Here is a 19,887-nt window from a genome sequence, read left to right as displayed (position 1 = left end):
TTAAACTGTATTATTTTAATTCCTCTTTCCATAGGGATTATATAGAAAGATGAAGTTTTACTTTTCCGTAACCCAAAATTAAACTCCCTTTAATTTCATTATCTTCCCTTTGATTTTTTTACTAGATATCAAAGACCTAAAAAATGAAATTGAACCAACCATACATCTTATCTACATTAATAGCAGTTGTTTTTCCCTTTTTCGGAGGCACTTCACAAGAGGTACCACAAGCTGATAAAGCCTATGTAAAGGAAATCAAGAAACTAAGCTCCCAGAAACAAATCCAAAATGCCTTCGCGGTACTTGATGAAATTGATGGTCAAACCACAGCGGACTTAATTACCCTTACGGAAATTGAAGCTCCTCCGTTTAAGGAAACAAAAAGAGCTATTGCGTTTCAGGCAATGCTGGATAAAGCAGGGATTGATAAATCGTGGATAGACGAAGTCGGAAATGTTATAGGACTTAAAAAAGGCACAGAAGGAAATCGCGTAGTAGTTCTTGATGCGCACTTGGACACTGTTTTTCCTGAAGGAACAGATGTTAGCGTAAAACAAAAAGGAGATACCTTATACGCTCCAGGAATTGGAGACGACACCAGAGGTTTGTCAATGCTTCTAGCAATCGCAAAGGCCATGAAAAGAGCAGAAATCAAACCAAAAGCAGACATCTGGTTTGTTGGTTCCGTTGGTGAGGAAGGCTTGGGAGATTTACGCGGCGTAAAACATCTGTTTCATGAAGGTGCACCCAAAATTGATTCTTGGGTAGCTATTGACGGTGGTTCCGCTGGAAGAGTGAATAATGCAGGATTGGGTTCTACGCGCTACAAAGCAGTATTCAAAGGAAAAGGAGGCCATTCTTGGGGCGCATTTGGCTTGGCAAACCCACATCATGCCTTGGGGTATGCCATTACCCACTTCACTAAAGAAGCCAAAAAGTACACTGATGAAGGTCCTAAAACTAGTTTTAACATCGGAAGAATCGGCGGTGGAACTTCTGTAAACTCGATTCCTTTTGAATCCTGGATGGAGGTCGATATGCGTTCGATTGATGCTTCGAGATTAGTAGTATTAGATAGCATTTTTAATGCTTCTATGAAGGCTGCTGTAGCCGAATACAACCAAACAGGAATTGATAACAAGATAGAATTGGAGCTTATAAAAATAGGAGACCGCCCTTCAGGGGAATTACCTGAGACCAATCCCTTAGTGCAACGCGCTATTGCCGCAACTGCATTTTTTGGGGAAAAACCCAGATTGACAAGAGGTTCTACAAATGGAAACATCCCTATTGCTTTAGGAATCCCCGCAGTGACTTTAGGTCGCGGTGGAAAAGGAGGTGGTGCTCATTCTTTAGGTGAATGGTGGATGAATACCGATGGAACAAAAGCCATTAAAATGGCACTGCTTATTACTATGGCTGAAGCGGGACTAGGAAAGTAATTATTCCGCGTAAATATCCGCAATCTCTTTTTGGAACTTTTCTCGAATTACACGGCGTTTTAACTTGAGCGTTGGTGTCAATTCCGCATCAGAACCATCTTCATGAAATGGAAGCCAGGGACTTGCAATCAATTTAAATTTCTTGATTTGCTCCACATGACTAAACTCAGGATTGTACTTATCGATAATTTTTTGGTATCGTTTTAACACCTTTTTATGCTGAATTATTTCTTGCAAGCTCGTCCATGGAATATCTTTTTTCTCACAATAACTCTTTAAAGCCTCTTCAGCTGGAACAATCAAAGCTGAAACAAATTTCTGCTTATCTCCGATTACCATCATCTGCTCCACCAGAAACTCTTCTTTCACCCTATTTTCAATAGGAGCTGGGGCGACATATTTGCCTCCGGAAGTTTTTAAAAGTTCCTTCTTTCTATCGGTAATTTTAAGGAATTCACGACCCGTTGGTCCTTTTACCAACTTACCAATATCTCCTGTACGGAACCAGCGCTTGCCATCAATCTCACAAAAAACCTGAGCATTAACCTCTGGCTTTTTGTAGTAGCCTAGCATAATATTCGGTCCATGAGCTAAAATCTCACCTTCATCTTCTTTGTAATCACCTCCTTCGCGGTCAATTAATATTTCAACTCCCTCTATCACAGGTCCGGCTGAACCTAACATCACACCATCAGCTTCCATTGTATTTACCGTCAAAGTGGGTGAAGTTTCTGTAAGTCCATAGCCCTCACGAATAGGAATTCCAGCTGCACAAAAAACGCGCATAATTTTTACTGGACAAGGAGCAGCACCTGTAACAATGGCTTTTACTTCACCACCTAGAGCTTCCCGCCATTTGCTAAAAATCAATTTGTCAGCTAGGCCCCACTTGAGTTTTTTTCCAAAGGATAACTTCTGATTTGGTTCGTAATCATCCGTAAGGCTTAATGCCCAAAAGAAGAGTTTCTTTTTAGCTCCATCCAAAGTCAATCCCTTATTGTAGATGGCTTCATATATTTTTTCAAGAAGACGAGGCACCGTACTAAATGTAGTAGGTTTCACAGCTGCCAAATCCCCATCGGGACCGCTTAGATTATCTGTTCCAGCAAAGTACGTTCTACAGCCTTTGTAATAATACACCATAGATACCGCTCGCTCAAAAATATGGCAAAGCGGTAAAAAGCTAAGAGCATTATCCCCTGTATTAGCCGCCATTAATGCAGATGTTTTCATGACTACATGCATCACATTATCATGAGTTAGCATAACACCTTTAGGATTTCCAGTAGTACCAGAAGTATAGATAATAGTAACTAAATCTTCACCTTTTACTCCTGTCTTAATTCGTTCTACCTCTTCTTCGTTATCAGCATTGAAGATATCTTCCCAAAAGGGTTTTCCCTCTTGTTTGTCAAAAGTGTAGATATTATTTAAGGTGGATACATTGGGTTGAGCACCAACCAGTTTAGCATATAAATCGCCTGCTCCGCAAAAAACCGCTTTTACTTCCGCTTCATTCAAAATATATTCATACTCCCCAATACTAATTGTCGGATATAACGGAATACTAATAAGACCCGCCATCTGCATGGCAAAATCCATAATCATCCATTCTGGTCTGTTTTTATAGACCACCATGGCTACCTTATCTCCTGGTTGTAAGCCCAAACTTAAAAGACCGGAAGCGGCCTGCTCGGCTGCGGTTATAACTTCCTGGGAACTATAGCTTTTCCAATTGCCCGAATCATCGCGGCCATTGATTGATTTTTCTGTTGGATATTGTTCGTTTTGGTAATACAGCAGGTCAAAAAGTCTGGTCATTGGTATGTTATTTTGATTAGGCATTTAATGTACAAAAAATACAAGAGGTTTCTCAAAGGAAACCTAGTATATTCAGACTCACTCGAACATTAAACTTAAAAAATCGGCTGCACAGGCCGGTTTTTCGGAACCTTCGATTTCGACGGTGCAGTTCCAGGTGATTTTCAATCCTGTATCCCCGTAGTCTTCTATTTTTGAGATTCCACCTACCAATCGAAGACGACTGTCTACCATAACCGGACTCGGAAAACGGACTTTGTTCAAGCCATAGTTCACACCCATTTGAGCAGACTTTACTTGAATTAGTTCTTCTAACATTTTAGAAAGCAAGGACACAGACATAAATCCGTGCGCTACCGGTTTTTTAAAGGGAGAGAATTTCTTTGCTTTTTCAACATCCACGTGTATCCATTGAAAATCTCCTGTGGCCTTTGCAAAATCGTTTATCATTTCTTGAGTGACGGTCATCCAATCACCATCTGGAAGATTTTTTCCCTCTAATTCTCTAAAAGCACTAAAATTTTCTACTACTAGCTTTGCCATAATCTTATCTTGAAGTTCCTCCGTCAATGGTTAAACATATTCCTGAAACAAATCGTGCTTCATCGGAAGCCAGATATAAATATCCGTAGGCGATATCAATCGGTTGCGCGACAGTTCTCAGCGGAATACTAGCTTTAATAGCAGCAAAATGTTCTTCGGGAATCTTATCAACCATATCAGTCATTGTAAACCCTGGTGCAATGGCATTTGCTGTAATACCATGTTTTCCCAATTCGACCGTCCATGTTTTGGACATGGCGATAACCCCAGCTTTAGTAGCTGCATAATTCGTTTGTCCAAAATTACCCCGTAAACCAACATTGGAAGCTGCGCTTACGATGCGACCATATTGGTTAGCTTTCATATAAGGTACAGCAGCTTGAGTGCATAAGAAAACGCCTTTTAGATTTACATCTATTACCGCATCCCATTCCTCTTCGCTCATTTTTTCTAAGGTTCTATCTCTTGTAATTCCTGCATTGTTGATTAAGATATCCAATTTGCCATGCTTCTCATTTACTTCAGCGAAAAGTTTTTCAATCGCGGATTTGTCCGTCACAGAAACTGAATGAAATTCCGCCTTTCCTCCATTGGAGTTGATACCATCAGCAACCTCCTGCCCTAGTCGTAATAGGTCCACTATGATTACTGTGGCTCCTTCTTTGGCGAATAATTCGGAAACTGCTTGTCCGATTCCTCTTGAACCGCCTGTTACTAATGCTATTTTGTTTTCTAAGCGCATATTACTTTATTTTCATTCCCATGCAGACGGGAATCTGTTTAATGTTGGTTCTTAATTCAAATATTTGGTTCGGGACTTGATTATGTTTTGGATTTTACACCCCCCGAAGCCCCCTCAAGGGGGGAATCCTTTTTTTTCCGTCTTCCGTCTTCCGTCTTCTAACAAACTAAACTCTTACTATTAATTTCCCCCTTACCTTTCTATTGGTCATTTCTTCCAAAGCCTTCGACGTATCCTCTAAATCATAAATCGCATGAATATGTGGTTTTAGTTTTCCTTCGGCATGCCATTTCATGAGTGTCATTGTATTCTCCATATTAGCTTTGGGATTCTTCATGGCAAAGGCTCCCCAAAAAACACCGACAATAGCAGCTTCTTTCAATAATGGAAGATTCAAAGGAATTTTAGGAATATCCCCCGCTGCAAACCCCACCACCAAAAATCTTCCATTTCGAGATACACCTCTCAAAGCTGTTTCGGAGTATTGCCCTCCAACCGGGTCGTAAACAACATCTACACCTTTTCCTTCTGTTAATTCTTTGATAGTACTTTTTAAATCTTGAGTGGCATAGTTGATGGTTTCATCAGCGCCATATTCAGTGCACAGCGCTAGCTTTTCATCAGTGGAAGCTGCGGCAATTACTTTGGCTCCCATAAGTTTTCCTAGTTCAACAGCAGCCAGCCCTACTCCCCCAGAAGCTCCTAAAACCAATAAGGTTTCTCCTTCAGCTAAACGACCTCTATCCTTCAAGGCATGATAGGAAGTTCCATAGGCCATTAAAAAAGATGCGGCGGTTGGGAAATCCATTTGTGGTGGTTTAGGAAAGCAAGCATTTGCAGGAACAATTACCTCTTCAGCTAGGGCTCCATGAGCCACAAAACCAAAAACTTCTTGACCTACTTTCAAATGGGATACACCCTCTCCTATTTCTTTTACGATACCTGCGACATCGCTGCCGGGAGTAAAGGGCAATTCAGGTTTAAACTGATACAAGCCCTGAATAATTAAGGTATCTGGAAAGTTTAACCCACATGCTTTTACTTCGACCAAAACTTCTTTTGCTTTCGGTTTTAAATTCTCCACTTCCTCTAATACAAGTGATGATGGTGGACCGTATGTTTTACATCGTATTGCTTTCATCCTTTTTAAAATTCAAATACAAACGTCAAACTCAAATACAAATTCAATTTCCAGACTTGCCTTTTTGTATTTGATTTTTGTATTTGCGCTTGTGTTTATTTTCTACGTTTATTCTTAAAATAAGACTTATCCGCTATATAAATCAATTTCTTTACCTCACAAAATACGACAGACCCGTCTTTGTTGGTAAGTTGTGTTGTCTTTATAATTTCAGTTTCTTGGTCCTGAGCTACTTTCTGTTTGATATCTACTATCTCATTTTCAGTATAATTGAAAGCTGCAAATAGATGTTCTTTCGCAGGTCGTTTAAAATATATTTCAGCGGATTTATCCCAAACTACATAATTTGAATCCAAAAGGTTTATTAGTTGTACCATCGGAATAGGGTCTACTGCCGAAAACATACTTCCTCCAAAAATTGAATTCACATAGTTTTTATTCTTGTAACTTATTGGTAGTTTAATCTGAACATTCAATAAGTCCTCTGAAACACTTACAATCCTGCCCGTACTCCTTCGATACATGGGTGATAGATTGAATCCGAATTTAAAAAGCTTAGCCTTTCCAATAAACTTTGAACCAACTTCACCGATTTTTTGGTAAATAGACATTTCGAATTGTATGGCTAGTCTTCAATAATTTTTAAAACTAATTTTCCCATTTTATCACCTGAGAACAATCGGCTGTAGGTCTCTGGAAAATTTTCAATGCCTTCATACACATCTTCACGGCTTTTTAATTTTCCTTGGGCCATCCAACCACCTAAAATCTGAGCACCTTCTTTATATCTATCTGCATAATCAAAGACAACCATACCTGTCATACTAGCTCTATTTACTAATAAGGATAGGTAGTTACTCGGACCTTTTACCCTTGTTTTATTGTTATACTGCGAAATGGCTCCGCAAATGACAATTCGCGCATGCATGCGCAACCTGGTTAGGGCTAAATCCAAAATCTCTCCCCCTACGTTATCAAAATAGATATCAATTCCTTTCGGACATTCTTCCTTAAATCGTGTTGCTAAATTTTCATTCTTATAATCGATGCAAGCATCGAAACCGAGTTCTTCAACTACGTACTTACATTTTTCTGCACCACCTGCAATCCCGACTACTTTACATCCTTTTATTTTTGCAACTTGACCAACAATACTACCCACGGCACCAGCCGCACCGGAAACCAAAACGGTATCTCCGTCTTTGACCTTGCCGACTTCGGTAATACCAAAATAAGCAGTCATACCTGGCATACCCAAAGTCCCAATATACATAGGCAAAGGTGCTAGTTTGGGGTCTACTTGGTAAAACCCTTTTCCATCTGTTACTGCATACTGCTGAACACCGCCCGTACCAGCAACATACTGCCCTACTTCAAACTTCGGACTCTTAGAAGCGACAACTTCTCCCACTGAACCAGCACGCATAACTGAACCGATTTCCATGGGTGCGATATACGATTTAGCATCATTCATCCAACCACGCATGGCTGGGTCAAGAGATACATAATGTTGTTTTACCAATATTTGTCCTTCACTTATTTCAGGAATTGGATTCGTCTCTAATGACCATGTAGAAGCATCAGCTTCTCCTTCTGGTCTCTTTACAAATAATAGTTGTTTGTTCATGTAAGTGTTTCTTTTATGTTCATTCTCCTGAAGAGGGAAATCTGTTTAATGTTAGTTCTTATTTTAATTCTGACTGGCTGTCACATCGAGCGGAGTCGAGATGCTTTTTTCCTGTAAGCTCGTTCTCGACTCCGCTCGAACTGACAGTATAGTTATTTCTTCTTACTCGAAAAACTCTCCACATAAGCTCCCATCTTAGCTCGTATTTCAGGTTTCCACCAAAGTTCGTTGGCCTCAGCTAAGGAATTTTCAGCTTGTAAATCCAGTTTATCTAAAAGATGTTTTCGAACTTTGGCTTTGGTATTTATCAGAATTTCTTGGTCAGCTTTCATGTAATGTTGCATTTGCTTTTCAGCGCGCTCCAAAACATTTTCTAGCGGAACTAGCTCATCTACCAACCCTGCCGCTAGCGCCTCTTTTCCTGAAAGGAGTTTTCCTTCCATGATGTACCTACTTGCTAATCCGTCACCCATCCAAAAAGCGTAGATTTCGGTTAGGTTTTGACTGATTTGAATGTTTACGGCAACCTCGTTTAATCCGATGACATACTTATCTCCTTCTGCCATATAGCGATTGTCACTGGTAACTGCTAGCACACATCCTCCTGCTGGGGAATGTCCTGTAATAGCCGAAATGAAAGGTTTTTTGAATTGCACCAATTCTAAATACAAGGCACCAAAAGACACAAAGAAATCCTTCATTTGCGGTTGGTCATACTGGAATAGTTCTATCAAATCCAATCCCGCGGAAAAGTAATGCGGTTGGCCGGTGAGAATTACTCCCTTTACCTCAGCATTTGCCCCTAATTTGCCAAATATATCTCGGAGGTCTTGTACCATTTCAAAATTGATGGCATTCACCTTGCCTCTGTTCATTTGAACGATGGCATATTCGTCTTTATACGTTACTTCTAATGTATTCATATGCTATAAGGATGTTCCTCCGTCTAAAGTAATTGTTTGTCCCGTAATAAATTTTGAATTTTCGGAGGCTAACCAACAAATCGCTTCTGCGATTTCATCAGCTTCTCCAAAGCGCCCCATAGGAATAAAGCGTTTTAACTTATCACCCATATCCGGACTCACAGAAAGCAATTGGTCTAAAAGTGCGGAATGTGTGAAGCCGGGACAAACCGCATTTATCCTAATGTTTTTGCGGCCGTATTCCAAAGCTGCAGATTTCGTCATTCCGACAACCGCAAATTTACTAGCACTGTAGGATAGATTGTTTCCTGAGGCTTTTAATCCTGCAAGGGAAGCTACATTTACCATACTACCTCCGCCTTGAGCTAACATTTGTTTTATGGCAACTTTCATGCAATAGAAAACTCCTGTTTGATTTACAGCGATTACGTTGTGCCAATCGTCATGTGTATGGTCGGCTGTCTTTAATTGATGTTTTCCTCCAATGCCTGCATTATTTACTATTACATCAAGTCTGCCATGTTCGGCGACAGTATTGGCTATAAGCGCCTCAACTTCTTCGAATTTTGTAACATCAGTTTTTATTGCTGATGCCGAACCTCCGGCTTCTTTGATTTCGTTGGCTATCTTTTGGGCATTTTCTAAATTAATATCCGAAGCAACTACCATTGCTCCATGAGTTCCAAAAAGTTTTGCGGTGGCTGCGCCGATGCCGCTTCCGGCTCCTGTGACTATTACTATTTTGTTATTTAGGTCCATTAAATATGCTGTTTTAATTTTCATTCTTTGTGTTCCTAGGTTCTCGACCCAGCTCGAAGTGTCAGTTTAGAAACTTTGCACTTCTTACTTTGTACCTCGTAACTTTTTTATTGGCAATGTACTAATCTTGAATCTTCTAATGCTTGCGCTCTTAAATGCGAAGGATACCCTTCCGCTTGTACCATTCCTAGAAAATCTGCAATGGTACGATACTTTACCATCAATACTTTATCCCATAAATTTTCATCTTCCGGACCGATAAGCATGCTTTGCGGTTTTCCCATATATAGGATTTCCGCATTTACTTTGGCAAAATAAGGCGTAGCGGCTTTCATATATTCCTTGTATGATTCCCCACCGCTCAATCCTGTTTCGGAGACCATCGTTTTAAACTTTAGCAAATTCAACATCACCACCGGGGTATCCATAGGCAATTGTGCGAATGCTTTGAATTGTTGGGGATTGATTTCTAAATAGGATTCCGTTTCCATAGTTTACATCAAATTATCAATCTTGTTTTTTTGAATAGTCATCCATGCCGTATTACAACATAGTTCGGAGGCTTTATTCAAATATGCGAATTTTGGGTCACTTGTATGACCGTGTTTGTATCGGTAATAAATCTGCTGCGCAATTACAGCGATTTTGAATAGTCCGTAAGCATAGTAGAAGACCAAATTGTCTATGTTCCGCCCACTTTTCAATGCGTATTGCTGAACCACATCTGTTCTTGATGGGTTGCCCGGCATCACTGTTGGAGAAGGTAAACCTTGCTTCATAAAATCAGGGTCGGCTGCGACTGTCCAATAGCCCAATGAGGTTCCTAAATCCATGAGCGGGTCACCTAAGGTGCACATTTCCCAATCTAGAATTGCTGCGATTTCCTTCCAGGAGTCATCTTTGAAAACCACATTGTCATACTTAAAATCATTATGGATTAGCGTATGGTCATATTGCCTAGGTTGATTCTCATGCATCCAAGTCATTACTTTTTCAGCGGCAGGCACGTCATCGGTTGCAGCAGCTAAATATTGCTTGCCCCAATTGGTTACCTGTCGTTCTACATAGCCTTCTGGGCGACCCAAATCTTCCAATCCCGCAGCTTTGTAATCAATATTGTGAAAGGCTACAAACGTATCGAGCCAGGTATTTGAAATGGTCTTGAATTCTTCGGGGGTGACTTGTCTTTTGTGCGCTTCCTTTGCCGTCAAAATCTCACCTTCAACTTTGCTCATGATATAAAAAGGAGCTCCAATAATTTCTTTGTCCTCGGTATACGCATATGCCTTGGGCGTTTTATCAAAAACGGAATTCAAGTTATGGATTACCTTATACTCCCTGCCCATATCATGCCCTCTTTTGGGAGCGGCAAATGGAGGGCGACGTAAAACATACTCTTTATCTTCAATATTCAATAGATACGTAAGGTTTGAAAATCCATTCGAAAATTGCCCGACGGAGAGTTCACTTCCCACATCTGTTATTAGATTATTCTCTAGAAGGAAATTCTTGAGGTTTACCTCATTTAATTCTTCACCTTCTCGTACTGGTTTTGTGTTCATTACTACCTTCATTTATTGTCATTCCGGCGAAGGCCGGAATCTGTTGAATGTTGGTTCTTTTAATAACTTATGACCTAGTGCTTTCCAAATGGCTTGGGCTTAACACACCCCGGCTGCGCCACCCCTCTCAAGAGGGGAAATCTATTTTCAAACTTCGTACCTCGTACTTCGTACTTATTACCTTTCACTTCCCCGAATATCTCTTAATCACATTCTTACCCAACTGACTCATATGCACCTCATCGGGACCGTCGGCCAATCTGAGCATTCTTCCTGCGGCGAAAAAGTGGGCTAATGGGGTGTCGCTACTAACGCCTCTACCTCCCATGATTTGCATTGCTCTGTCTACTACTCTCAAAGTCATATTCGGAGTGACAATCTTTATCATGGCTATCAAATCTTTGGCTTCTTTGTTGCCCATTCGGTCCATTTTATCTGCTGCGGATAATACTAGTAAACGGGTTTGTTCTATCTCACAGGCAGATTTTGCCACATCTTGACGAATGCTGCTATAGGTATCTAAACTTCTTCCAAAAGGCGTCCGTTGAGTGGTTCGTTCGGACATCAATTCCAAGGAACGTTGTGCCATTCCAATCAGTCGCATACAATGGTGTATTCTACCTGGACCTAATCTACCCTGCGCGATGGCAAAACCTTGGCCCTCTCCTACTAATAAATTTTCTTTGGGAACCCGTACATTATCTAAAATGATTTCGGCATGCCCTTCCGGGGAATCATTATAACCAAAAACAGATAGCGGCCTTACAATTTCCAATCCCGGAGTATCCATCGGAACCAAAATCATACTTTGTTGCACATGTCTAGGAGCATCGAAATCGGTTTTTCCCATGACGATAGCAATCTTACAATTGGGGTCCATTGCACCGGATGACCACCACTTCGTTCCGTTGATGACATACTCATCGCCGTCCAACTTAATGGATGTTTCAATGTTCGTCGCATCCGAAGAGGCTACATCAGGTTCGGTCATTAAAAAGGCCGAACGGATTTCACCATTCATCAAAGGTTTTAACCATTGTTCCTGTTGTTCAGATGTACCGTATTTGGCTAGCACCTCCATATTTCCAGTATCGGGAGCGCTACAATTAAAAATTTCTGAGGACCATAAAATACGTCCCATGATTTCTGCAAGGGGAGCATATTCCAAATTCGTCAATCCCGGACTCAAATCGCCATATGCTTTTGGAAGAAAGAGATTCCATAATCCCGCTTCCTTTGCTTTTGCTTTCAAATCTTCTAATCCAGGCCATCTCTTCCAAGCGTTGGCAGGGTCTCTGTGAAATGCTTCTACCTCCTCTTCACGCGGACTAACATGTTCCGCAATGAATTGCTTTAGCTTTTCTTGAAGGGCTAGTGATTTTTCTGTGTATTGGAAGTTCATGAATCAATCTCTTTTATTTTCATTCCCGTGCCTGTGCTGAACTCGTTTCAGTAAAGGCGGGAATCTGTTGAATGCTGGTTTTGTTTTTTATTTAATGTCAGAGCTTTTACTGCAGCTCGGGCTTAACACACCCCGGCTGCGCCACCCCTCTCAAGAGGGGAATCCTCTTTTTCAACCTCGTACCTTCAAATTATCCTGAAATCAAATACCCACCATCAGCTGCATACACTCCACCAGTCATGTACGAACCTGCATCGGAAGCCAAAAGCATTACTACTCCGGCCATTTCATCAGGTTCTGCCATTCGTTTTAAGGGTACCATTTGATTGTAACCCGCTACTAGTTTTTCATTGGACCAAAGGCTTTCACTAAACTTGGTTTTAATCAATCCGGGGCAAACGGCATTTGCACGGATGCCATATTTACCCCATTCTTTAGCTTGATTCTTTGTCAACATAATCATTGCTGATTTCGTCATACTATACAGTCCCAATCGAAAGCCCGGATGAATACCTTCCACAGAAGAAATATTTATAATACTTCCACTGCCATTCACTTTCATATGAGGTTGCACCAAGTTAGAAAGTAACCAAGGTGCTTTCACGTTTACGTTCATAATCTTATCAAAAACTTCTTCTCCAGAAGTTTCCAAAGGACCGTAAAAAGGGTTGATAGCCGCATTGTTTACCAGGATATCAATTCGGCCATAATGCTCCATTGTTTTTGCAACGAGTGCCTCACGCTGTTCTCCATCTCCAATGTGGCATGCGATTCCGACAGCTTCCAAACCCGCTGCCTTGAATTCGGCGGCGACCGCATCCACGGCCTCTTGTTTGCGGCTGCTGATAACCAATTTGGCTCCGTTTTCGGCTAAGCCTTTTGCAATCGACAAACCTATTCCTTTACTGGAACCGGTTACGATAGCTACTTTTCCGGTGAGGTCGAATTTTTGTTTTATGTTGCTCATTTACTTTCATTTCATTCCCTCGAAGGAGGGAATCTGTTTATTGTTGGTTTGCGACTTGTCTTATGACTTGGGTTTCTACACCTCCCTTTCCTCCGCTTCAGCTCGCCCACTGCTCTCGCAGCGTCGCCTTATTAGGAGGGAGACTCTTATGTTCTTTTCCTAGGTGTTCCTAGGTTCTCGACTCCGCTCGCAGTGACAGTACGTTTGCAGTACAGGCCGGCATTTTCCTTTTACCCTTTACCTTTTACCCTTAACCCTTAACCCTTTCTTCACGCAAAAACTTTCTTATCCGTATTAAGGGTTAGGGCTTGCTTGTCCATTATAATTTCCGCTAGGCCTGTTGTCTTTGGGAGTTCATATTTGAAATAGAACTGCATCGCATGAATTTTACTTTCGTAGAAATCCGTGCTATTTTCTGTGCTTCCTGTAACTAGGGCGTTTTGTGCTTCCCTCGCGATGTCTAACCATAACCATCCTACCAAGATATTGCTGAAAAATTCCATAAACGGAGTCGCATCTGCAAGGAAACGTTGGTAATCTCCCTTCATCGCAAAGCCCATTAAGGATTGTAATACTTCTTGGGTCAAAGCTAACTTTCCACCTAACTTTTTGGCGTAAGGTGCCAAAGATTCGTGCCCCATCGCTGCTTTGATGGAAGCTTGAATTTCCTCAGATAACAACTGTAAAGCCTTCCCATCGTTCATGGTTATTTTACGTCCCAATAAATCTTGAGATTGAATTCCAGTGGTTCCTTCGTATAAGGCTGAAATTCGGATATCCCGCAGGTACTGTTGTAAGACATAATCGGCACAGAAACCGTATCCGCCTAAAACTTGTAAGCCATTATCCACGGCTACGCGACCCATTTCAGATGGATAGGTTTTAACAACCGGCGTCATAATTTCCAATAAGAGATTATACTTTTCGCGTACATCAGCATCAGCACTAGATAAAGAAAGGTCATGATATTTTGCGGCCAAAAAGACCAAACTTTGCGAACCTTCCGTTACTACTTTTTGCAACAACAACATTCTACGCACATCAGGATGATTGATAATAAGCGTCTGTTCTTGGTTGGCATCTTTCTTACCCGTACTGGTCAACTGACGCCCTTGTGCGCGTTCATTGGCATAATTCAAAGAAGCTTGGTAAGCTGCCGAAGCAATGGCTGCAGCGCCTCGACCTACGGCGATTCTCGCGCCGTTCATCATCAAGAACATATATTTTAATCCCTGGTTTTCTTCTCCTACTAACCAACCTTGACAATCTTCTTTATCACCGAAGAACAAGTGTGTGGTGCAATAGCCGCGTTGTCCCATTTTTTGGAAATCAGTAACGGTCTGTACATCATTGGAAGAAAGACTGCCATCTGCATTCGGTCTCTTTTTAGGCACCACGAAAAGTGAAATGCCTTTCGTGCCGGCAGGAGCTCCTTTAACACGCGCTAGCACCAAATGGACAATATTCTCAGAACCGACATAATCGCCACCGGAGATAAATATTTTTTGTCCGTGAATTTTATAGGTATCGCCATTGGGCGTTGCTGAAGTGACAATATCCGATAAGGAACTACCGGCCTGTGGTTCGGTCAAACACATGGTACCACCCCAAGTACCCTCTAACATTTTGGGCACGTAGGTTTCGTTTAATTCTTTACTTGCAAAGTGCGTAATCAACTCGGCCGCTCCAACAGTCAAACCGATGTAACCTGGTAAGTGATTGTTTGCGGCATCTTGAATAAAAGCAGAAGCGTTTACCACCATTGAGGGCAATTGCATACCCCCATCTTCATAGGGGAAACCTCCTGAAATAAAACCCATTTCACCACCGGCTTTCATGTATTTATTCACCTGCGGATGCACTACAATCTCCCCGTCTTTAAAATGTGCAGGGTTTTCATCCATCTCTCTGAAGTACGGAAACAACTCTTTATCGGAAAAGTCTTTTACCGAATTCAATAACATATCTACCGACTCTTTGTCATAGTCAGCATACCGCTCTTGGTCCAATACTTCTTGTACGCCATGTACCTTGTATAATAGGAATTTAAGCGTTTCTAAATCCACATACTGATTTGCCATAGTTTTGATTTTTAAAGGAGCTTCAAGTTACTAGAAATTTTACCGAAACTCATTAAACTGGTTTAATAAAAGTCCACTTTGGTTTATCATTGATTGGAAAGCTCATAATTCCAATTTTCAGCAGTATTCATTATCAAACTTTCAATACTCAAAACGTTGATAACAAATAATATATACACCATGCCAATATGTTAAAAATTGCAGGATATAACCTACTTTTATAAGTACTAAACAGATCCTAATAACATTAGAAAAATGAAATTACTATTACAGTTTTTATTATCCGGAATTTTATACCCCTGCTCATTACTTGCTCAAAACCTAGAACCAAAAATGATATATCCTGATACCTTGAGGAGTGCTAATGATTCGGTATACATCAATAGTCCCAAATGGGATAAGATAAAAAGGCTAAAAATAACTAAAGAAGATACAATCGATTGGGGAACATACGGTCACAAAGGTGTTCATTTTGAAATTTGGACCGATTTGGACACTTTACATATACCCCATGTAAATCACCCATATGAGCAGCACATCAAAATACCGCTAATATCATCAAAAGACACTACCCATTGCATATTAAGATTTCAAGCCATTAACTCAAATTTTGACAATAGCTACGTTGAAAAAAACAAAGGGAACGTTAGTTTTGAAATACCTGAGGTATATGAACTCGCGAACATCATTCTCTATTTAAGCGAATGCTCTGAAAAAACGAACAATCATCCTGAAGATACGCCCTATGTTAAACGTTTGGAAAATCACTTCGCGGGATTTAAATACCATAAACTGGTTCAAATCTTAAACAAGAAATGTTCCAATTCAGATTTTTGGAATACCTATTATGGTTTTAGAGAAAATAGTCTAGCTTTTAAATTTGTTGGGGAATATCTAAGTTACGATACGCCCTATAAACATGTCTTTTGGGACAGTGCACGCTTGAAGGGTGGTCAATTCAGGAACATGCTCTATCTGATTCAGGATTTTGCTGAAAAATCAAATTTTAGGAGTTTTTACAACAACAATATTCAGTACTATGAAAAATTAAAACAAAGACAATCAAAACTACTCCCTATTAATCAAATGTGGGATTGGATAGAGCAAGAGTTTCCACAAAGAATGGATTCATACAAAATTGTTTTTTCACCCTTGATAGGTGGCTCACATAGCACTCAAAAGTTCATAAGTGGTTTTCTCTTTGACCCCGAATTTCAGGAATCCGTCATGTTTATCAATTCTCCTGAAAGTATTGATGCTAACCCTGAATATTCAGAGGAATTGAAAGAAGGAATAATGTCAGGTATCGTATTCACCGAAATTGACCATAATTATGTGAACCCTACGAGCGACCAACATATTGAACAAATAAAATCGATACTTCACAATAGAGATTTTTGGGCAACCAAAGATGCCCAAAGAAATTACAGTAGCGAATATGCCATCTTTAATGAGTATATGACTCACTCAGTTTTTTGTGTTTATGTCCTTGAGAAATACCCAAAAGAACTGGCAAATATTATTATCGATGATAGGATGAAACTAATGGAAAGAAGAGGCTATCCGAAATTTAAAGAGTTTAATGAAAAGGTAATGACCTTAATGAAAGATAATCCTAAATCTATCTTTGAATCTTATGATGAAGTCTTAAAAACTATGACCTCGATTAAATAAAATCGTCCCCTCTAGCGATCATCTCCCCCTTCAACACTGAGGCGGTTCCGGCGGACAAGGATGAGTGTGCCCACAAACCTTAACTTGACCGCTTAACGAGGTGTGCGAGTATTTTACTATATTCCCAGAGCTATCACCACCAAACACCATTCAAACCATGAAAAATCTAATTACACACTCTTTTCTATCATTAGGTATCATTTGCATCTTCAGTTGTGTGTTTACCTCCTGTAAATTTTCAAAAGAAACCAAAAACAGTGATGCAATTTCAAAAGAAATAACTGCATTGGAAGTAGTTGAAAATGCCATAAATGCGGCCGGAACAAATAGAAACTGGAAAAAGATGGCATCTTTAACCTATACAAAAAAATCAAGATTACTTTTAGAGAATGGTGAAATCGAATCTGAAGTAACACAGCGTCACCACTACGAGTTGCGACCTCAAAAAAGCATAAAAATAACATGGATTGTTCAAAAGGATAGCTTTCTAATTGTTCATAATGATTCCGTTTCTCAAAAATTTAAAAATGGAAGTATCATTGATGAAGGCGGTAAAGTAAAAGCATCGGTGAACAGCGCAATGTATGTTATCGGAATGCCATTCAAGCTTTTAGATAAAGGCACTGTCCTCAGCTATGAAGGGCTAAAATCTTTAAACACTATCGACACTGTACATACTATTAATGCCACCTATGCACCAAAGAAGCACCAAAATCATTCTACTCAAGACGAGTGGTGGTATCATTTCGATAAAAATACTGGTGCTTTTTTAAGTTCGATGGTATATCACGAACCCACTTATGCTTTAATAGAAAATATAGCTACTACAAAGCAAGATGGTCTGACCTTTCCGGAAAGAAGAAAAAGTTACCGATGTGATGCATCTGGAAAAAAACTTTTCTTAAGAGCCGAATTCTGGTATGAGGATTATGCAATTATATTTCTAGATGATTGAATTGGTATCATCCAGCTGGCGCTAGTCTGTGACTAATGAAGTGCTGAGTGAGAGATACTGGTATATAAAAAATGTAAAAGACGAATTCGAACAATATTTCATTTATGCATCAAAGGAGCCTACCATTAATCGTAATTTTCATTTTAGTTTGTTCAAATTCTAGTTTTGGGCAAAGTGTGTCCGAAATATTTTATCCGGATGTCTGCAATTGTTTTGAAGAGAATTTTTCACCCGAAAAGTTCGATATTAACTTACTAAGAAAATGTTTTGATATTTCTTCGGAGGCAAATCAAAATAAGCTTATGACCTATTTAGCTCAAGAAACAGATACTACCGCCTTAAATATCTCGACTGGAGAAGGATATCAAATGGGATTCAAACTTGGGCAACAATTATTTGATGATTTGCAAGAACCGCTTGTGAATAATTGTAATGCTTACTATGAATTTCTTTTAGAATGCAAAAAAACAGCATTCGAAAATATGAATAAAGGAATAAGTAAAAAGGAAGCCGATTCTCTTTCGTATATAATTAAAAAAGGTAATTGGACGGCAGAAACCATGTGGCAAATGGGTTCTTATGAGTTGGGTATGGGAAATTTAATTACGGCCAAAGCTAATTTCAATAAAGCTCTAAAGAAGAACCCATTACACATTCCTTCTATCTTCTTTATGGGAATAGTCCACGACAATGAGGGAGACTACAAAAAAGCAATAAACCGATACAATCAGGCGCTGGAACAAGAAGAAAATTCATTGACTTTCATTGTCAAAATGTTTTTAGAAGTCGCGAAACGAAAAGAGAAAGAACAATAAAGCCATCCACAACAATTCCCCGGCTAGCGCTTGTCTTCTCTTTCAACACTAAGTTGGTTTCGGCGGACAAGTGTGACGAGTGCCATTCTGAGTAAACAATTTTGGAGCAATTTTTGAGGCTTCAATACTATGAAAAGATTGGTATCGATTTCATTGCTTTTTCTTCTGCTCGGTCAATTCATATATGGGCAGGACAATTCAATAACTGAATTTGATTTATACGGTTGCTGGGTTTTAGAGGAACATAACAGTAACACAGAACAGGAAAAATTGGTTTATACCCGCTGTCAACATTCGAATTCAAAACTTGCAATAAAAGATATGAAAATTTCACTTTTAGCCTTTAATAAATGTGAATTTCAATCCTATAATACCATGGTCGGTTTTGGAACTACTACCGAAATTGGAACCTGGACTTATGATGACGAAAGCCAAATGATAACTATCTATCATGCACAAGAATGGCTAAAAGAACTAAAAGAAAAAGATTCTGAAGCTTATGAAGGATTTAGTTCCCCTGAAAAATTGGAATGGCTGACATTCAAAGTTGCGGGTTTATCCAAAAATCAGATGCATGTAGAATAGCTTCCCACCTACCGCCAGTCTATGATAAATGGCGTGCTGCGTAAGACCTTTAACTATATGAAACCAAAATGAAGAGCTAAGACCGTTGCGTTGATAGACTTAAGATGTGAGTTTACGTAAATTGTCTCTTGTTTCTAGTCTCTAAAAGAACTAATTCTTGCCCAAACGTTTTCGAATTTTAGATAAGCCGACAGGTGTGAGTCCCAAATAGGAGGCTATTAAATACTGTGGTACTCGCTGAAATAAATCAGGCCTTTTTTCTAGGAGTCTTAAATAGCGTTCTTCATTGCTTCTGCTGCTCAGGCGTTCTACTCGTGTAAAAATCTTCATGAAGGCTTCTTGCATAGACAATCTCCCAAAGCGTTCTAACTGGTGTGATTTGCTAAAGGAATCCTCAGCATCTGACTTTTTTATGGCATATACAATAGTAGCTTCAGAGGCCTTTAAATAGTAGTTGGAGGCGGTTCCCCTTACATAGGCGGGTAAATCAGTAAAAAAGACATCGTCAGTATAGAATTCGAGCACTTTTTGTTCGCCATCTTCCAATTTGTAGTAGTAAATACAACCTTGAGCTACATAATAGAAATGGTCTACTAATTGCCCCGGAGATACCAATGCTTCTCCTTTTTTCAGTTCGATTCTGCGATACACTTTTAACCAATAATCCAAGTGCTCTTCGTCAACTTTGTTGTACGAGAGGATTTTGTTCTTGAGGTTTTGTAGAAAATCCACTTTTGCAGTTGTGTTCATAATGGAGCCAAACAATCCTTAAATATAAGGATTTACAAAATCGTAAAGGATTTGATGGCAAGAGTCTTTGAAAACGGAGGGATCATTTTTTTCTGAGC

19 protein-coding genes are annotated in these 19,887 nt (G+C 39.8%); 5 read left to right on the top strand and 14 right to left on the bottom strand.

Annotated features, from left to right (window positions below):
• Positions 1–143 precede the first annotated feature (143 nt).
• On the top strand, positions 144–1,442 hold the full coding sequence (locus ACKWCD_RS13130; RefSeq protein WP_413984417.1) for a M20/M25/M40 family metallo-hydrolase: 1,299 nt from the start codon (positions 144–146) through the stop codon (positions 1,440–1,442).
• Here the strand turns inward: ACKWCD_RS13130 and ACKWCD_RS13125 are convergent, their stop codons facing one another.
• From ACKWCD_RS13125 to ACKWCD_RS13065, 13 genes are all read right to left on the bottom strand, one after another.
• Positions 1,443–3,263, bottom strand: a complete 1,821-nt coding sequence (locus ACKWCD_RS13125) for an AMP-dependent synthetase/ligase (protein ID WP_413984416.1) — start codon at positions 3,261–3,263, stop codon at positions 1,443–1,445. It lies immediately after the preceding gene.
• A gap of 78 nt (positions 3,264–3,341) precedes the next feature.
• The gene (locus ACKWCD_RS13120; RefSeq protein ID WP_413984415.1) at positions 3,342–3,806 is read right to left on the bottom strand and encodes a MaoC family dehydratase; all 465 of its coding nucleotides are present in this window, start codon (positions 3,804–3,806) and stop codon (positions 3,342–3,344) included.
• 4 nt (positions 3,807–3,810) lie between these two features.
• Positions 3,811–4,548, bottom strand: coding sequence for an SDR family NAD(P)-dependent oxidoreductase (locus tag ACKWCD_RS13115; RefSeq protein ID WP_413984414.1), 738 nt, complete (start codon positions 4,546–4,548; stop codon positions 3,811–3,813).
• Positions 4,549–4,714: 166 nt separating this feature from the next.
• Positions 4,715–5,689: an NADPH:quinone oxidoreductase family protein gene (locus tag ACKWCD_RS13110; RefSeq protein WP_413984413.1), complete on the bottom strand. Its 975-nt coding sequence runs from the start codon at positions 5,687–5,689 to the stop codon at positions 4,715–4,717.
• A 95-nt stretch (positions 5,690–5,784) separates the two neighbouring features.
• Positions 5,785–6,300 carry a PaaI family thioesterase gene (locus ACKWCD_RS13105; RefSeq protein ID WP_413984412.1) on the bottom strand — a complete coding sequence of 172 codons (516 nt, stop codon included), beginning with the start codon at positions 6,298–6,300 and terminating at the stop codon, positions 5,785–5,787.
• Between the two features lie 14 nt (positions 6,301–6,314).
• Complete coding sequence (locus ACKWCD_RS13100) at positions 6,315–7,316, bottom strand: NADP-dependent oxidoreductase (RefSeq protein WP_413984411.1); 1,002 nt, start codon at positions 7,314–7,316, stop codon at positions 6,315–6,317.
• A gap of 152 nt (positions 7,317–7,468) precedes the next feature.
• Positions 7,469–8,239, bottom strand: a complete 771-nt coding sequence (locus tag ACKWCD_RS13095; RefSeq protein ID WP_413984410.1) for an enoyl-CoA hydratase/isomerase family protein — start codon at positions 8,237–8,239, stop codon at positions 7,469–7,471.
• Positions 8,240–8,242: 3 nt separating this feature from the next.
• Positions 8,243–8,998, bottom strand: a complete 756-nt coding sequence (locus ACKWCD_RS13090; RefSeq protein WP_413984409.1) for an SDR family NAD(P)-dependent oxidoreductase — start codon at positions 8,996–8,998, stop codon at positions 8,243–8,245.
• 107 nt (positions 8,999–9,105) lie between these two features.
• Positions 9,106–9,489, bottom strand: a complete 384-nt coding sequence (locus ACKWCD_RS13085) for a hypothetical protein (RefSeq protein WP_413984408.1) — start codon at positions 9,487–9,489, stop codon at positions 9,106–9,108.
• A gap of 3 nt (positions 9,490–9,492) precedes the next feature.
• The gene (locus ACKWCD_RS13080; protein WP_413984407.1) at positions 9,493–10,560 is read right to left on the bottom strand and encodes a phosphotransferase family protein; all 1,068 of its coding nucleotides are present in this window, start codon (positions 10,558–10,560) and stop codon (positions 9,493–9,495) included.
• Between the two features lie 184 nt (positions 10,561–10,744).
• Complete coding sequence (locus ACKWCD_RS13075; RefSeq protein WP_413984406.1) at positions 10,745–11,962, bottom strand: acyl-CoA dehydrogenase family protein; 1,218 nt, start codon at positions 11,960–11,962, stop codon at positions 10,745–10,747.
• Positions 11,963–12,152: 190 nt separating this feature from the next.
• Complete coding sequence (locus tag ACKWCD_RS13070) at positions 12,153–12,929, bottom strand: SDR family NAD(P)-dependent oxidoreductase (protein WP_413984405.1); 777 nt, start codon at positions 12,927–12,929, stop codon at positions 12,153–12,155.
• 269 nt (positions 12,930–13,198) lie between these two features.
• Complete coding sequence (locus ACKWCD_RS13065) at positions 13,199–15,010, bottom strand: acyl-CoA dehydrogenase (protein WP_413984404.1); 1,812 nt, start codon at positions 15,008–15,010, stop codon at positions 13,199–13,201.
• A 255-nt stretch (positions 15,011–15,265) separates the two neighbouring features.
• On the opposite strand from ACKWCD_RS13065, the gene ACKWCD_RS13060 reads away from it, so the two are divergent.
• The 4 genes from ACKWCD_RS13060 (at position 15,266) to ACKWCD_RS13045 (ending at position 19,039) form a co-directional block, all read left to right on the top strand.
• Complete coding sequence (locus ACKWCD_RS13060; protein WP_413984403.1) at positions 15,266–16,684, top strand: DUF4932 domain-containing protein; 1,419 nt, start codon at positions 15,266–15,268, stop codon at positions 16,682–16,684.
• Between the two features lie 157 nt (positions 16,685–16,841).
• The gene (locus tag ACKWCD_RS13055) at positions 16,842–17,639 is read left to right on the top strand and encodes a DUF6503 family protein (protein WP_413984402.1); all 798 of its coding nucleotides are present in this window, start codon (positions 16,842–16,844) and stop codon (positions 17,637–17,639) included.
• A gap of 302 nt (positions 17,640–17,941) precedes the next feature.
• Entirely contained in the window at positions 17,942–18,454 is a 513-nt protein-coding gene (locus ACKWCD_RS13050) for a tetratricopeptide repeat protein (protein ID WP_413984401.1), read from the top strand.
• Between the two features lie 321 nt (positions 18,455–18,775).
• Entirely contained in the window at positions 18,776–19,039 is a 264-nt protein-coding gene (locus tag ACKWCD_RS13045) for a hypothetical protein (protein ID WP_413984400.1), read from the top strand.
• Positions 19,040–19,189: 150 nt separating this feature from the next.
• Here the strand turns inward: ACKWCD_RS13045 and ACKWCD_RS13040 are convergent, their stop codons facing one another.
• On the bottom strand, positions 19,190–19,789 hold the full coding sequence (locus tag ACKWCD_RS13040; RefSeq protein WP_413984399.1) for a Crp/Fnr family transcriptional regulator: 600 nt from the start codon (positions 19,787–19,789) through the stop codon (positions 19,190–19,192).
• Positions 19,790–19,887: the final 98 nt, after the last annotated feature.

This window comes from Maribacter taeanensis, assembly GCF_047345145.1.
Lineage (GTDB): Bacteria > Bacteroidota > Bacteroidia > Flavobacteriales > Flavobacteriaceae > Maribacter_C.
The sequence above is the reverse complement of the archived record's forward strand: the minus strand, read 5'-3'. Positions and strand labels throughout refer to the sequence as shown.